This window comes from Roseomonas chloroacetimidivorans (assembly GCF_049629625.1).
GTDB lineage: Bacteria > Pseudomonadota > Alphaproteobacteria > Acetobacterales > Acetobacteraceae > Roseomonas > Roseomonas chloroacetimidivorans.
In genome coordinates, this window is sequence record NZ_JBNBZS010000025.1 from 41,283 (window position 1) to 55,010 (window position 13,728).

At 63.4% G+C, this 13,728-nt stretch carries 14 protein-coding genes; 7 read left to right on the top strand and 7 right to left on the bottom strand.

All coding sequences use genetic code 11. The features are described from left to right. Window positions 1-92 precede the first annotated feature (92 nt). On the bottom strand, window positions 93-1,112 hold the full coding sequence (locus tag ACO1BU_RS19090; protein ID WP_424137554.1) for a polyprenyl synthetase family protein: 1,020 nt from the start codon (window positions 1,110-1,112) through the stop codon (window positions 93-95). A 112-nt stretch (window positions 1,113-1,224) separates the two neighbouring features. Between ACO1BU_RS19090 and ACO1BU_RS19095 the strand changes: the two genes are divergently transcribed. Then, complete coding sequence (locus ACO1BU_RS19095) at window positions 1,225-1,440, top strand: putative signal transducing protein (protein WP_424137555.1); 216 nt, start codon at window positions 1,225-1,227, stop codon at window positions 1,438-1,440. Continuing rightward, window positions 1,428-2,198 (top strand): tRNA1(Val) (adenine(37)-N6)-methyltransferase, encoded by a 771-nt coding sequence (locus tag ACO1BU_RS19100; RefSeq protein WP_424137556.1) that lies wholly within the window; start codon window positions 1,428-1,430, stop codon window positions 2,196-2,198. The genes ACO1BU_RS19095 and ACO1BU_RS19100 overlap by 13 nt, the downstream gene beginning before the upstream one ends. 64 nt (window positions 2,199-2,262) lie before the next feature. On the opposite strand, the gene ACO1BU_RS19105 is transcribed toward ACO1BU_RS19100, so the two are convergent. The 5 genes from ACO1BU_RS19105 to ACO1BU_RS19125 form a co-directional block, all read right to left on the bottom strand. Then, complete coding sequence (locus tag ACO1BU_RS19105) at window positions 2,263-2,538, bottom strand: hypothetical protein (protein ID WP_424137557.1); 276 nt, start codon at window positions 2,536-2,538, stop codon at window positions 2,263-2,265. 275 nt (window positions 2,539-2,813) lie between these two features. Further along, window positions 2,814-3,881, bottom strand: coding sequence for a ribonucleotide-diphosphate reductase subunit beta (locus tag ACO1BU_RS19110; protein WP_424137558.1), 1,068 nt, complete (start codon window positions 3,879-3,881; stop codon window positions 2,814-2,816). Window positions 3,882-3,986: 105 nt separating this feature from the next. After that, a complete protein-coding gene (locus ACO1BU_RS19115) occupies window positions 3,987-5,843 on the bottom strand; it encodes a ribonucleoside-diphosphate reductase subunit alpha (RefSeq protein ID WP_424137559.1) in 1,857 nt (618 codons plus the stop codon). 296 nt (window positions 5,844-6,139) lie between these two features. After that, window positions 6,140-7,153: an amino acid ABC transporter substrate-binding protein gene (locus ACO1BU_RS19120; RefSeq protein ID WP_424137560.1), complete on the bottom strand. Its 1,014-nt coding sequence runs from the start codon at window positions 7,151-7,153 to the stop codon at window positions 6,140-6,142. Between the two features lie 523 nt (window positions 7,154-7,676). Next, on the bottom strand, window positions 7,677-8,654 hold the full coding sequence (locus ACO1BU_RS19125; protein ID WP_424137561.1) for a zinc-dependent alcohol dehydrogenase family protein: 978 nt from the start codon (window positions 8,652-8,654) through the stop codon (window positions 7,677-7,679). A 33-nt stretch (window positions 8,655-8,687) separates the two neighbouring features. Between ACO1BU_RS19125 and ACO1BU_RS19130 the strand changes: the two genes are divergently transcribed. Both ACO1BU_RS19130 and ACO1BU_RS19135 read left to right on the top strand, forming a co-directional pair. Further along, on the top strand, window positions 8,688-9,611 hold the full coding sequence (locus tag ACO1BU_RS19130) for a LysR family transcriptional regulator (protein WP_424137562.1): 924 nt from the start codon (window positions 8,688-8,690) through the stop codon (window positions 9,609-9,611). Between the two features lie 582 nt (window positions 9,612-10,193). Continuing rightward, window positions 10,194-10,951 (top strand): IS5 family transposase gene (locus ACO1BU_RS19135; RefSeq protein WP_424137563.1). Its coding sequence is split into 2 segments (ribosomal slippage): window positions 10,194-10,527 and window positions 10,527-10,951, totalling 759 coding nucleotides; the frame shifts between segments, so codons are not numbered across the junction. 44 nt (window positions 10,952-10,995) lie between these two features. Here the strand turns inward: ACO1BU_RS19135 and ACO1BU_RS19140 are convergent. After that, window positions 10,996-11,199, bottom strand: coding sequence for a hypothetical protein (locus tag ACO1BU_RS19140; RefSeq protein WP_424137564.1), 204 nt, complete (start codon window positions 11,197-11,199; stop codon window positions 10,996-10,998). Between the two features lie 177 nt (window positions 11,200-11,376). Between ACO1BU_RS19140 and ACO1BU_RS19145 the strand changes: the two genes are divergently transcribed. The 3 genes from ACO1BU_RS19145 to ACO1BU_RS19155 all read left to right on the top strand — a co-directional run bounded on the left by ACO1BU_RS19145 (window position 11,377) and on the right by ACO1BU_RS19155 (window position 13,624). Beyond that, window positions 11,377-11,787, top strand: coding sequence for a glutathione S-transferase family protein (locus ACO1BU_RS19145; protein ID WP_424137565.1), 411 nt, complete (start codon window positions 11,377-11,379; stop codon window positions 11,785-11,787). Between the two features lie 5 nt (window positions 11,788-11,792). Next, window positions 11,793-12,635 carry a 4,5-DOPA-extradiol-dioxygenase gene (gene ygiD, locus ACO1BU_RS19150; RefSeq protein ID WP_424137566.1) on the top strand — a complete coding sequence of 281 codons (843 nt, stop codon included), beginning with the start codon at window positions 11,793-11,795 and terminating at the stop codon, window positions 12,633-12,635. A 410-nt stretch (window positions 12,636-13,045) separates the two neighbouring features. Then, window positions 13,046-13,624, top strand: a complete 579-nt coding sequence (locus tag ACO1BU_RS19155; RefSeq protein ID WP_424137567.1) for an NADPH-dependent FMN reductase — start codon at window positions 13,046-13,048, stop codon at window positions 13,622-13,624. Window positions 13,625-13,728: the final 104 nt, after the last annotated feature.

Genomic DNA, 13,728 nt, shown 5'->3' on the forward strand with positions numbered 1-13,728 from the left:
GGCACGGAGCTGAGTGCGCCAGCCTTGTTGGCGCACCAGAGCTGCCGATACGAACAACAGGGGAAGCGGGGGATATCTCCCCCGCCTTCTTTCTAGCGCGCCCGCGCTATGCAGAACTCGACGATGCCCGCCAACGCCCGGCGCTCCGGCCCGTCCGGGAAGATCGCCAGGGCTTCCAGCGCGCGGTCGCCATAGTGGCGCGCCCGGTCGATCGTGGCGGCGAGGGTGCCGCGCGACTGCATCAGGGCGATGGCTTTCTCCAGATCACCCTCGGCCTGGTCCCGCTCCTCCAGAACGCGGCGCCAGAAGACCTGCTCCTCCGCGCTTGCGGAGTTGAAGGCGAGCAGCACTGGCAGGGTGATCTTTCCTTCCCGGAAGTCGTCGCCCACCGTCTTGCCCAGTGCCGCCTGGCTGGCGGAGTAGTCCAGCGCGTCGTCCACGAGCTGGAAGGCGATGCCCAGCGCGCGACCATATTCCCGCAGCGCATCGGCCTCGGCCTGTGGACGGTCGGCCACCACGGCGCCGACCTCGGTCGCAGCGGCAAAGAGGGCGGCGGTCTTACCCTCGATAACCTGCAGATACTGCTCTTCTGTGGTCGCGGTGTCGTTCTGCGTGACGAGTTGCAGCACCTCGCCTTCCGCAATGGTGGCGGAAGCGGTGGCGAGGATGTCGAGCACCCTCAGCGAACCGTCAGCCACCATGATCTGGAAGGCGCGGGCGAAAAGAAAATCACCGACCAGCACGCTGGGCTTGTTGCCAAAGACAGCATTGGCGCTTGGCGCGCCGCGGCGGAGCGCGCTCTCGTCCACTACGTCATCATGCAGCAGGGTCGCGGTGTGGATGAACTCCACGCAGGCGGCCAGCGCAACATGGCGTTCGCCCCTATGACCGCAGAGCCGGGCGGCGGCGAGGGTCAGCAATGGGCGGATGCGCTTGCCGCCGGCCGCGACGAGATGGGCGGCGAGCTGCGGGATCAGCGCGACCGGGCTCTGCATCCGCTCCACGATCAGGCGGTTGCAGGCTTCCAAATCCGTGCGGACGAGATCCGTGAGGGCTTCGAGCGCCTGCTCGGGATCGCGCGCGGAGGTGACGGGCGCGGTGGTGACGCTCACGCGGGCATTGACCTGTTCATGGGGGGCGGCACCATAACGGCGGGGTGGGCGCCCAGCAACCGGCGGCCCAGCACTCGAAACGGAGGCGCAGCGAAGCGCGCCCGGGGGTACCATGATCCGCGTGCTGTTATCCGAGGGCAATCCGGTACGCCTCGGCTTTCTTCAGGCCCTGCTCCGGGATGCCGGGCTGCGGCCGTTGTTGCTGGACAGCCATATCAGCGCCCTGGAGGGCCGGATCGGCGCCTTTCCGCAGCGCCTGGCCGTGCCAGAGGAGCAAGCCGCCGCGGCCGAATCACTGCTGCGCGAGGCCGGGGAATGGAGGACCTGACCGAAGGCCCCGTCCACGCCCTGCTGGGTGGAAAGCTGCGGCTGCGCCAACCCACGCAGGGGCTTCGGGCGGGGTTGGATGCGGTGATGCTCGCCGCTTCGGTGGAGGCGCGGCCGGGCGAGACGGTGCTGGATGCGGGCTGCGGTCCGGGAGGAGTGTTTCTTTGCCTGCTGGCCCGCTGCCCGGGCATCAGGATCGTGGCGGTGGAGCGTGATCCCGCGCTCGCCTCCCTCGCGCGGGAAAACGCGGCCCTGAATGGCTGGGCGGATCACGTGGAGGTGGTCGAGGGCGATGTTGCCGACCCAGCGCTCCGCGCGCAGCTTCCCCGCTGCGACCATGCGGTGAGTAACCCGCCTTATTGGTCGGGTGGGTCGGCGCCGCCCGAGAAGCTGCGTGCCGGGGCGACCCATGGCGGGGCGGTGGGCCTGGACCGCTGGACCTCGCTACTCGCCGCCGCGATTGGCCGCGGCGGCTGGGCGGGGTTGGTCCTTCCGGCTGCCCGGATGGACGACGGAATCACTGCCCTGCGTCGCGCAGGTCTGGGCGGGGTGACACTGATGCCCCTCTGGCCCCGTGCGGGACAGGCAGCCCGGCGCGTGCTGCTCCGTGCGCGCCACGCGCCCCGCGCGCCTGCCACCCTGCTGCCCGGCCTGGTGCTTCACGCCGGGCAAGGCTGGACCGAGAAGGCAGATGCAATCCTCCGCGGAGCCGCCCTCCCCTGGGAGCCAGTGAGCGCGGAGCTTCAGTTTGGCTCCTGACGCAAGGCTGCGTACGACTGCCCAGCCTGGGGGAACGGAGACAATCTTCTGTTCCCCAGCCCGCTCAGACCTCCTGATCGGGATGACGAAGGAGCCAGAGCCGCTCATGCGCGGCAACAAGACTTTCCATGTTCTTGCGGCGGTTCGGATCCGGGGTGGTCGTGCGACGTGTGATCATCATCTCCAGAATGCGGAGCATCTCCTCCGCCACTTCGAAATCGCCCTGATCGCAAGCGTGGTGAAATGCGATCAGGATCTTGTCCGTCAGCCGACGGGTTTGCCGGGGCGCGGCTGAAGAGCGCCCCGGTGGTTTTGAACCCTCTGGCTCATCCGCAGCCATGCCGCTCGCCACCTCCCAATCGAATCCCGATCCATGTCCGTCGGCGACATGAACTTCCTGAGCCGCGGGACTCCGGCGCGAGCATAACCACCGGCCGCAGGAACGTGAACGGGGCGCCGTTACAAAAACTCAACGCCAAGGACGGACCGAAGACGCACCATTCCGTACGGCCGACCAACAAAGTTTGGGCCGTTCAGAACCCTGTCGAGCAGCATGTTTCCTCACAAAGGAGTGAGGCTCGCGCGATACCCGCAGAGGGCATCGCGCGGTGTACCTCAGTGCCGTGGTGGCTCGCTCAGCATGATCTCGCCCTGCGGCTGCGGCGAACCGTTGAAAGCCTGATCCGCGAAGGCCTCCTCCCAGGTCCCCTGGGTCGAGGCGCGCGAATACTCGGTCGCCCGGTTCTCGAAGAAGTTCGTATGCTCGACCGCGTTCAGCATGTCATCGAGCCAGGGCAGCGGGTTCTTCTCGATGTGGTAGAGCGGCTCGAGGCCGAGCTGCTGTAGGCGGCGGTCCGCGATGAAGCGGATGTACTCCTTGGTCTGAGCCGCATCGAGGCCCTGCACGCCCCCCATGCTGAAGGCGAGGTCAATGAAGGCGTCCTCATGGTCTACGATGGTGGCGCAGATCAGATAGAGGTCGCGGCGCAGTTCCTCCGTCCAGATCTCCGGGTTCTCCTGCACGAAGGTGCGGAAAAGGCGGATGACGGACAGGCAGTGCAGCGTCTCGTCACGCACCGACCAGGAGACGATCTGGCCCATCCCCTTCATCTTGTTGTGGCGCGGGAAGTTCATGAGAATGGCGAAGGAGGCGAAGAGCTGCAGCCCCTCCGTGAACGCCCCGAAGGCGGCGAGCGTCTTTGCGATCTCGATCTTACTGTCGACCGAGAAATTCTGCATGTAATCGTACTTGTCCTTCATCTCCTTGTATTTGAGGAAGGCACTGTATTCCAGCTCCGGCATGCCGATCGTGTCGAGCAGGTGGCTGTAGGCCGCGATGTGGATCGTTTCGATATTCGAGAAGGCCGACAGCATCATGAGCACTTCCGTCGGCTTAAAGACGCGGGAGTAGTGCTTCATGTAGCAGTTGTTCACCTCGACATCCGCCTGGGTGAAGAAGCGGAAGATCTGGGTGAGCAGATTGCGCTCGCCGGGGGTGAGGTTCTTCTGCCAGTCCTTCACGTCATCCGCCATCGGAACTTCTTCCGGCAGCCAGTGAAGGCGTTGCTGCATCAGCCATGCGTCATAAGCCCAGGGATAGCGGAAGGGCTTGTAGACGGGATTGGCGGTCAGCAAGTCGAAATGCACAGGCAGTTCGTCGGGAGAGATGGCGCCGTCGGGCATGGCGGGAGTCCTGGGTGGGCTTGAGGCGTGGCTTGGACGTTCCGGCGGGCCTTCACCCGCCGGCTGGCACCTGCAGATTGCGGCCGGGCCGAAGGCCCGGTCGAATCACTGGCAGGCGAGGCATTCCTCATAATTCGTGCTGCTATCGGCCTGCGCGGCAACCATCGGCAGCGGGGCCGCGGCGTCATTCGCCGGAAGCCCGAGCTTGGGTTGCACCGCCACCTTCTCGCTGACCGTGTCGGCGCGCTGGATGGACAGGCTGCGGCAGTAGTAGAGCGACTTCACCCCCTTCTTCCAGGCCTGGTAGTGGATCTGGTGAAGGTCCCGCTTGTGAATATTGGCGGGCAGGAAGACGTTCAGGGACTGGCTCTGGCAAATATAGGGTGTGCGATCGGCCGCGTGCTCGATCACCCAGCGCTGGTCCAGCTCGAAGGCCGTCTTGAACACGTCCTTCTCCTGCTGCGTGAGGAAGTCGAGATGCTGCACGGACCCCTTGGTCACGGTGACCGAGGTCCAGGTCTCGTCGTCGTCGCGCCCGTGCTTCGCCAGCACCTTCTGAAGATGTGGGTTGCGGACGATGAAGGAGCCCGACAGCGTCTTGTGGTTATAGACATTGGCCGCGATCGGCTCGATCCCCGGGCTCGCGCCGCCGCAGATAATGCTGATGCTGGCCGTCGGTGCGATGGCTATCTTGTTCGAGAACCGCTCCATGATGCCGTATTCCGCAGCATCCGGGCAAGGCCCGCGCTCGGCGGCCAGCTCGCGGCTCGCCGCATCGGCCTGGGCGCGGATGTGCTTGAACATCCTCACGTTCCAGACCTTCGCAACCACGCTCTCGAACGGAACGTTTTGCGCCTGCAGGAAGGAGTGGAAGCCCATCACGCCGAGGCCGACGGAGCGCTCGCGCATCGCGCTGTACTTGGCCTTGGCCATGGTGTCGGGCGCAGTGTCGATGAAGGACTGCAGAACGTTGTCGAGGAAGCGCATCACATCCGCGATGAAGCGGGGCTCGTCCTTCCATTCGAACCACTTTTCCAGGTTCAGGGAGGAAAGGCAGCACACGGCGGTGCGCTGCTTGCCGTGATGGTCACGCCCGGTCGGCAGGGTGATCTCGGAGCAGAGATTTGAGGTCTTCACCTCCAACCCCGCCAACTTGTGGTGCTCCGGAATGGCCCGGTTCACGTGGTCGGAGAAGATCAGGTACGGCTCGCCCGTCTCGATCCGGGCGGTGAGGATGCGGATCCAGAGCGAGCGGGCCGAGACCTTGCGGATCAGCGCGCCATCCTTCGGGCTGGTGAAGGCCCATTCCTCATCGGCTTCGACCGCACGCATGAAAGCGTCGGAAATGAGGATGCCGTGGTGGAGGTTCAGGGCCTTGCGGTTTGGATCGCCGCCGGTGGGGCGGCGGATCTCGATGAATTCCTCCACCTCGGGATGGGAAATCGGCAGGTAGACGGCCGCGGAGCCTCGGCGGAGGGAACCCTGGGAAATGGCGAGGGTCAGGCTGTCCATGACGCGAATGAAGGGCACCACGCCGGAGGTCTTGCCATTCATCCCGACCTTCTCGCCGATCGAGCGGAGATTGCCCCAGTAGGAGCCGATACCGCCCCCCTTGGAGGCCAGGGCCACGTTCTCGTTCCAGAGGCCCACGATGGCGTCCAGGCTGTCATCCGCCTCGTTCAGGAAGCAGGAAATGGGAAGGCCACGCTTGGTGCCGCCATTGGACAACACAGGGGTGGCCGGCATGAACCAGAGCCTGGAGATGTAGTCGTAAATTCGCTGGGCATGCGCGGCGTCATCGCCATAGGCACTGGCGACACGCGCGAAGAGGTCCTGATAGGACTCGCCGGGCAGCAGATAGCGGTCGCTCAGCGTGTCCTTGCCGAACACGGTGAGCAGGGCGTCGCGCGAGCGGTCGACCTTCACCTGGCCATGGCCCTCGAGCTGAATGGCATCGAACATCGTAACAGAAACCCCTGAATTCCCCCGGGCCGGAGGATGCCTCTGGGACGTCGTCCGCACAAGATATCGCGCGGTGCCGGAGGAACGAGCCCCATATGTAGGGAGTTGCCGTGTTGTTCAGGACACGTCTGGGGCCGGTTTACCGACCCGATTCCACGACTCGCAGAATTTCAACGAGTCGCGGGTTTCAGCTCACCGTTTCACCGAACGGAAACATTTATGTGAACATAAACTGTCCCCGTGATCCCCGTACTCCACAGGGGATCTCACTGCGCGGGCATCGCTGCCCTGCGCTCTCACCGCAGCGGTGGCGCATATTGTAGGCCGCCTTTCGTCCAGAGCGCGTTGATGCCTCTCTGGATGCCCAGCGGCGTCATATTGCGATCCCAGACCTCCCCGAAGTTCCCGACCTGCCGTACGATCTGGGCGGCCCAGTCGTTGCTCATACCCATGGCCTGGCCGAGGTCGCCTACACGTCCCAGGAAGCGCTGGACGTCCGGGTTCGGGTTATTCGCGAAGCTGTCGATATTGCGGCTGTCGATCCCGAGCTCCTCGGCCGTGACCATGGCGAAATGCGCCCAGCGCGCCATGTCGAAGAAGCGCCAGTCGCCCTTACGCAAGGCCACGCCGAGTGGCTCCTTCGAGATGATCTCCGGCAGTACGAGGAAGCGCGTGGCGTTCTCGCCATGACTCGCTCTGTAGGCGGCAAGGGCCGAAGCGTCGGTCGAGTAGCTGTCGCACCGGCCCGATAGGAAGGCGCCGCGCAACTCCTCGATATTGTCCATAATTACCGGGGTGAAGCGCATGTTGTGCGTACGGAAATAGTCGGCGACGTTCAGCTCATTGGTGGTGCCGGGCAGGAGGCAGATGGTCGCGCCGTCCAGCTGCCGGGCCGAGGTGATGCCCGACTCGGTCTTCACCAAAAAGCCCTGGCCGTCGAAGACATTGATGCTGGCGAAGACGAGGCCGAGCGCCCCTTCCCGCGACATGCTCCAGGTCGTGACACGGGCGAGCACGTCGATCTCGCCGGACTGCAGCATTGTGAAGCGCTGCGCGGTACTGGCCGGCACGAAGCGCACCTTGCGAGCGTCACCCAGCACGGCCACCGCGATGGCGCGGCAGGAATCCACATCGATCCCGTGCCACTCCCCGCGGCTATCAGGCGTGCCGAAGCCAGCGGAATTGGGCGTCACGCCGCAGACCAACTGGCCGCGCGCCCGGATGGCCGCCACGGTGTCCGGCGCCGGCTGGGCCAGGGCTGGCAGCGAGAGAAGCGCCGCCACCCCGGCGGCAAGAACTGTCTTGAGCATGGTTGTTTCCCCCGAGGAACCGCCCCCGTTTGCGGGTGGCGGGTACCATCCTGGCCTGTCTCTCAGCGCCCTCCCAGGGGGGGTGGTCCTCAGGGCCGGGGACGGATCACTCCCACTCGATTGTTCAGATCCACGCTAACCATCTGAATTTTTTGATGAAAGATATTCTTCGTCCAAATGCCACAGGCTCAGGGCCCGTCAGAAGAAAACACCGCTGATATCATTAGGGATTTTGAGCGGCCCAGCGCGAGCTATCCATCGGCTGCTATCGGCTCTTGGCAGGTGATTCCAGGTCGGACATCCAAAACGCGAACGCGCCAAGAAGCACCGTCAGTTTCATCCAACGATACCCACGCGACCAGGCGCAGCCCAGGCTGCATCAGACATCCTCCAATTGCAGAGGATAAGCTTCCAAGAAGCCAAGTTGCGCCTGTCTTGAGTGCCTTGTCAGGATGACGATGACATAGACTCAGCGGCGGCCCGGTCCCGCCATGCCCAGACCGGGCTGCCGCGCAGGCCCCTGTCAAGCCTTGACCAGCTCGACGATCACCTTGCCGCGGGCTCCGCCCTCCCGAACAAGGGCATGCGCCGCTTCGGCCTCCTCAAAGGTAAAGCGACGTTCGTCCACGCAGGGCACAAGCTGGCCCAGCTCAACAAGACGCGCCGCCTCCGCAAGGATATGACCGTGCGCCTCACGTCCTTCCCCGCTCAAAAGGGGCAGGAGGGTGAAAACACCGCTATAGCTGGCGGCCTTGAATGACAGCGGCGCGAGCGAATGCGTGCTCCAACCCAGCGAGCTGGTCACATGCCCGAACCGCCGGACCGCCTGGAAGGCATCGTCCAGCGCGCCGACACAGTCATAGACAACATCGAAGCCCTTGCCGCCGGTCAGCTCGGCAACGTAGTCCACGACTGTTCTCGCCCTGTCGACAGGCGTCGCTCCGATCGATCGAAGATAGTCGGCGGCATCGGGTCGATCGAGCCCGAAGGTCGTTGCACCGCGCGCCCTGGCGATCTGCAGCGCGACATGACCGACGCCGCCAGCGGCACCGATAATCAGCACGGACTGCCCGGCGCCGACATTGACGCGATCAACCAGGCCTTCCCAGGCCGTGATCGCCACCAGCGGCAACGCGGCTGCCTGGCGCATGGAGAGGTTGGCTGGCTTCCTGGCTATGAGCCTCGCGTCGACCGCAGCATATTCGGCCAGCGAGCCTTGCACGCCGCCCACACCGCCGGTCATGCCATAGACTTCATCACCGATTCGGAACGCGCCGACTCCTTCGCCGACCTCGACGATCACGCCTGCCATATCGATGCCCAGAATGCCCGGCAGCGGATGCCTGGCATGGGCGGCAGTGCCAGCCCGGATCTTCGTATCAAGCGGGTTCACGCCACTCGCGTGAACCTTGACCAGAACCTCGCCAGCACCAGCCGCCGGCCGTTCGAGTTCCGAAGGCTGGAACGGTCCGTTCGCGGTCTCAACGATCAATGTTTTCATCTCAGCAGGCCTCCATCTTTCAGGTGGCCAAGATTGCCCTTTCCTTTCCGCATGGAAATTATAGATATTGTTTGCCAATCGTGCATTTTTGTTTGGCTGATTCTGATGAACTGGAGTGATCTCCGCATCTTCCTGGCTATCGCCCGCGAGGGAACGCTCGGCGGCGCGGCGCGCGCGATCGGACAGACGCAGCCCACCATGGGCCGCCGTTTGCGGGCACTTGAAGAGGCCATCGGCCACACACTCTTTCAGCGGACCGGCGACGGCTTCATCCTGACGGATGAAGGCCAGGCCGTTCTTGCCCATGCCGAGCGCATGGAAGAGGAGGCGATCGCGATGGAGCGCGAACTGGCCGGTTCGCAGGCAGCGCTCAGTGGCCTCCTACGGGTTTCCTGTTCCGACTGGTTTGGTGTGTTGATGCTCTCGCCGATCCTCGCGGAATTCGCCACGCTCCACCCAAAGGTTGTGGTGGAACTCCTGACCGACCCTCGGCTCTACAGCCTCCCGCGACGTGAGGCCGACCTGGTCTTCCGCATCAAGGCATTCGACGACCCTGAAGTCGTGTCGCGGCGACTGCTGCACCTGTCCTACGGCGTGTATGTCAAAGCCGGGTCACGTCATCCGGCCCGTGGCGATGGCGCGGGCGACCGTCTGGTCCTCATGGATACCGCGTTCGGCGGCATGCCGGACGTGGCCTGGATCGAGGCCAGGCTGCCCAAGGCGACGGTCATCAGCCGCAGCAACAATCGGGAGGTGCAGGCCCGTCTTTGCGCTGCGGGTGTCGGCATCGCGGTGCTGCCAAGACCGCTGGGCGACGGCACGCCCGGTCTCGAACTGGTCGACCTCGGGGAACCGCCTCCGGGCCGGGACACGTGGGTTGGCTATCATCGCGACATGCGCCGCATGCCACGCCTACGCGCCCTCCTGGACCTCGTCGTGGAGCGGCTTGGAGCCTGAGCAAGCCTGGCTTTGCCCTAAAGCCAGGGACATGTCGAAACGGCGAAGCGGAGATGAGGACGCGACCTCGGCGTGCGTAAAACTCGAGCGGAATGGCAAAGGCGCGACGGCGAAAATCGCCGCCAAACCCGCGCCATCGCCGCCGTTTCTCTCCGTCACTCCCACTCGATTGTTCGCCACCTAATAAGCCTCTGGTATTTCAGGTGAAAATATATTTTCTAATCAAAAATACCGTCGGCGGTATCGGCGAAAAGCTACGCTTTGGATTTTATTGACTTAATCAGACGCAGTGCGCGGCATGCACTTTTCGGCATGTATCGTCTTCTATCGCACCGAAAACGAGATTGTCTGACTCTGATCATGCATTCGAGAACAGGTCAAAAAATACCGTCTCGGGCGTAAAGCTCAACCTCTTTCCGGGGACGGCGTAAGCCCAGTGCTCCTCGACACGATCCTTGCGGCCTTTCAGCATCGATCTCGCGATGCCCGCTCGTGTTCGAGACTAGGGTCCAAACCCAATCATCCTCTTGAAAAATGGCTTGCCTATTGATTCAAGGGACCTCCCAGCAAAGGAGGTCGAGGATGTCGCGTTCGTTGTTTTGGTTGTCGGATGTGGCGTGGGCGGCGATCGAACCGCATCTGCCGAAAAACCAGCCTGGAGCGCGGCGTGTCGATGATCGGCGGGTGATCTCGGGGATCGTTCACATGCTCAAATGCGGCGGTCGCTGGCAGGACTGCCCGAGCGAGTATGGGCCTTCGACGACGGTTTACAACCGCTGGAACCGATGGAGCCATCGCGGCATCTGGACGCGCATCCTGGCGGCTTTGACCGAGGAAGGCTGGATCGCGGAGACCGCCCAGATCGACAGCAGCTACATCAAAGCCCACCGCTGTTCGGGTGGAGGAAAAGGGGGGCTCGAGCCAATGCCATTGGCATCTCGCGCGGCGGCCGCACGACGAAGATCCACGCGCTCGTCGATGTCCTCGGACGGCCACTCCGCCTCGCGCTAACGCCGGGCAACACATCGGACATCAGGGGCGCTGATCTGCTCGTCGGCGCGACTGCGGGTATGAAACGCCTCATCGCGGACCGCGGATATGACGCCAATCGGCTTCGCTCGAAGCTGCGCGATCAGGGCACGACCCCAATCATCCCCGGCAGGCGCAACAGGAAACGGCCTATCCAATACGACGAGCGCCGCTATCGGGACCGCTGGCTCGTCGAGGCCATGTTCTGCCGCCTCAAGGACTTCCGCCGCGTTGCGACCCGCTACGACAAGCTCGCACGCAACTACCAGTCCGCCGTCGCGCTCGCTGCTGCCATCGCCTTCTGGCTGTGAACGAGTCTCGACCCTAGTACCGCCCGCCGCGCGCTGTGACGAAACTATCTGGAAAGCGAGGTAATAGCATCCTCGATGGCCTTAAGAATATGTGCTCGATCGTCGCCGACCATTCCCTCGCTCGATGCACGCGCGAGCGCCTCCTTGTCCTCACGCCACTGCTCAAGAACTTCGACCTTCTCTTCAGTGGACAGGCTTTTGTCGAGCAGCACATCCTTTGGTGTCTCGTAATTTCCGAAATATGGCATGCTGGTTCTCCAACTGCAGGACTGCGTCCGCCCCTCCGGCAGCCCAGCGGCGTCACACGGAATACATGTAATAGGAGGGCGGCCAAACTTTCCAGATATCACTTGAGGACGGCGAAGTCGTTCTTGTCGACGCCGAGTAATAATCCGAGGGAGGCCCCCTGCTTCTCCCTCGTCAACATGCAGGAGGGCAAGGCGACGGGAATGCTGGTCGACGGGAAATGGCACGATGTCTGGTATGACACCGAGGCGACCGGCGGTCGCTTCGTCCGCAGCGACAGCCAGTTCCGCAACTGGATCACTCAGGATGGCTCCCCTGGTCCCAGCGGCGAAGGAGGCTTCAAGGCCGAGCTCGGCCGCTATCATCTCTATGTCAGCCTCGCCTGCCCTTGGGCGCACCGCACCCTCATCGTTCGCGCGCTCAAGGAGCTCGGGGACATGATCCCTGCATCATGTACTGCGAGCAACCGCTTGGACGACTACATAGACCTTGCAAGCACTCCCAATCCCATCCAGCAGGGGAACGCTAAGGCGCTATTCCAAGAGTTGGCGCGGCCCTCGAACGCCCCCAGAGGTAAGCGCCAGCCATGAGTCTCATGCCCGCCCTCTTCATCGGCCACGGAAGCCCGATGAATACGCTGGAACGAAACGGCTTCACGAACGCCTGGCGAGAAATTGGCCGTCGACTTCCCCGACCGCGCGCGATCCTGGCCGTGTCGGCGCACTGGTATTTCGGCGCCACCGCGGTGACGGCGATGGCCCGACCGCGCACGATCCATGACTTCTACGGCTTTCCAGAAGACCTGTTCGCCTTCGACTATCCTGCGCCCGGCGCGCCGGATGTGGCGCAGGAGGTGGCGGAGGTGGTCAAGCCTCTTTGGATCGGCCTCGACCGTGACCAGTGGGGGCTCGATCACGGCACGTGGAGCGTGCTGGCCCACCTTTATCCCGAGGCCGACGTTCCGGTGGTGCAACTGTCGATCAATGCACTAAAGCAGCTCGACTACCATCTTGATCTCGGCGCCCGGCTGGCGGCGCTGCGCGAGAGCGGCGTCCTGATCCTCAGCAGCGGCAACGTCGTCCACAATCTGCCACGCGTGCAGTGGGACAAGCCGGATGCCGTATTCGATTGGGCCGAACGATTCGATGAAGCGGCCCTGGCGCAGTTGTCGGACGATCCGTCGGCCATACTCAAGCTGGGCGAACATCCGGATTACACACGGGCCGTGCCGACCCCTGACCACTTCATTCCCCTGCTCTATCTCGCGGGCCTCGCAGCCGCGGCGAACGAACCCGCCGAGGCCGTGATTAGGGGCTATTCAATGGGGTCAATCTCCATGACCAGCTACGGGATGGGCATAGAGCCGCATCGCCTGAGCAACCCGGAGGGCGCCGCTGGCCTTCCTCCCGACGTTCCGCCTGATCAGACCAACACCTGAGCGGCGCGATCGGCCAAGCCAGAACCATTTCCGAAATCGCTGACCTTCCCGCATGGGACAAATGCACCGCTGGGAAGCCGTTATGCGTTACTCGGGATAGCAACGGCGACCAACGTCGAGCCCTGTACCCCAGGCTGCTTTATAGGCAGCGAAAGCCCCTCCAAAGCATTCCTGTGGCAATATCAGACCGTTACAATCACGCCATCAATGGATGAACGAGAAATTTTGAGAGCGTTCTGCGCTCGGAGCGAATACACAGCGGCGTCGCGGGAGGTCTTTGCTTTAGAGGATCCGACATAATCAGCGATTTGTGCTATCGACTCGGAGCTTCGCATGAGGCCGGTTGCCCCTGAGCTTGTCGAAGCGCACAGTCCAAGCTGAAGGGTTGCGTTCGGCTTCCCCGCAGGAGGATGCTCATGACCACATTCAAAGTTGGATATCTCGTCGGCAGCCTCGCTAGCGGCTCGATCAATCGCAAGCTGGCGAAGGCGCTCACCCGCCTTGCGCCTGAGGGTATGACCTTCCACGAGATCGGCTTTGGAAACCTGCCGCTCTACAGCTACGACTACGACGCCGATTACCCGGCGGAAGCGACGGCGTTCAAGACGGCGATCAAGGAGGCGGACGCCCTGCTGATCGTCACTCCCGAATACAATCGCTCTATCCCAGGCGCTCTGAAAAACGCCATCGACTGGGGCAGCCGGCCATGGGGCACGAACTCGTTCGCCCGCAAGCCTACGGCGGTGATCGGAACCTCACCCGGCGCCATCGGCACGGCAGTGGGCCAACAGCACCTGCGCAGCATCCTCGGGTTCCTGAACGCCCCGCAGATGAACACCGTCGAGGGCTATATCCAGTTCACGCCCGACCTGATCACCGAGAACGGCGAGGTCACCGTCAAGGCCACGGAAGAGTTCCTGCGGAGCTACATGACCGAGTTCCACGCCCATGTGACGCGGGTGCTAACCGTGTTGCCACGCGACGCGTGACCGGCGCCATCACGGGGATAGCCGAAACTCATCCATCATTGGCGCTGGCGGCGTCTGACGCTCAGGAAGGTCGAAGAATATCATGACTAAGACGGAGACAGGCT

Bases quoted from the DNA above. Each gene is read 5' to 3' on its own strand.
- ACO1BU_RS19095 (WP_424137555.1), top strand. From the start codon at position 1,225: ATGATCCGCGTGCTGTTATCCGAGGGCAATCCGGTACGCCTCGGCTTT.
- ACO1BU_RS19100 (WP_424137556.1), top strand. From the start codon at position 1,428: ATGGAGGACCTGACCGAAGGCCCCGTCCACGCCCTGCTGGGTGGAAAG.
- ACO1BU_RS19105 (WP_424137557.1), bottom strand. From the start codon at position 2,538: ATGGCTGCGGATGAGCCAGAGGGTTCAAAACCACCGGGGCGCTCTTCA.
- ACO1BU_RS19110 (WP_424137558.1), bottom strand. From the start codon at position 3,881: ATGCCCGACGGCGCCATCTCTCCCGACGAACTGCCTGTGCATTTCGAC.
- ACO1BU_RS19115 (WP_424137559.1), bottom strand. From the start codon at position 5,843: ATGTTCGATGCCATTCAGCTCGAGGGCCATGGCCAGGTGAAGGTCGAC.
- ACO1BU_RS19120 (WP_424137560.1), bottom strand. From the start codon at position 7,153: ATGCTCAAGACAGTTCTTGCCGCCGGGGTGGCGGCGCTTCTCTCGCTG.
- ACO1BU_RS19125 (WP_424137561.1), bottom strand. From the start codon at position 8,654: ATGAAAACATTGATCGTTGAGACCGCGAACGGACCGTTCCAGCCTTCG.
- ACO1BU_RS19140 (WP_424137564.1), bottom strand. From the start codon at position 11,199: ATGCCATATTTCGGAAATTACGAGACACCAAAGGATGTGCTGCTCGAC.
- ACO1BU_RS19145 (WP_424137565.1), top strand. From the start codon at position 11,377: ATGCAGGAGGGCAAGGCGACGGGAATGCTGGTCGACGGGAAATGGCAC.
- ygiD (WP_424137566.1), top strand. From the start codon at position 11,793: ATGCCCGCCCTCTTCATCGGCCACGGAAGCCCGATGAATACGCTGGAA.
- ACO1BU_RS19155 (WP_424137567.1), top strand. From the start codon at position 13,046: ATGCTCATGACCACATTCAAAGTTGGATATCTCGTCGGCAGCCTCGCT.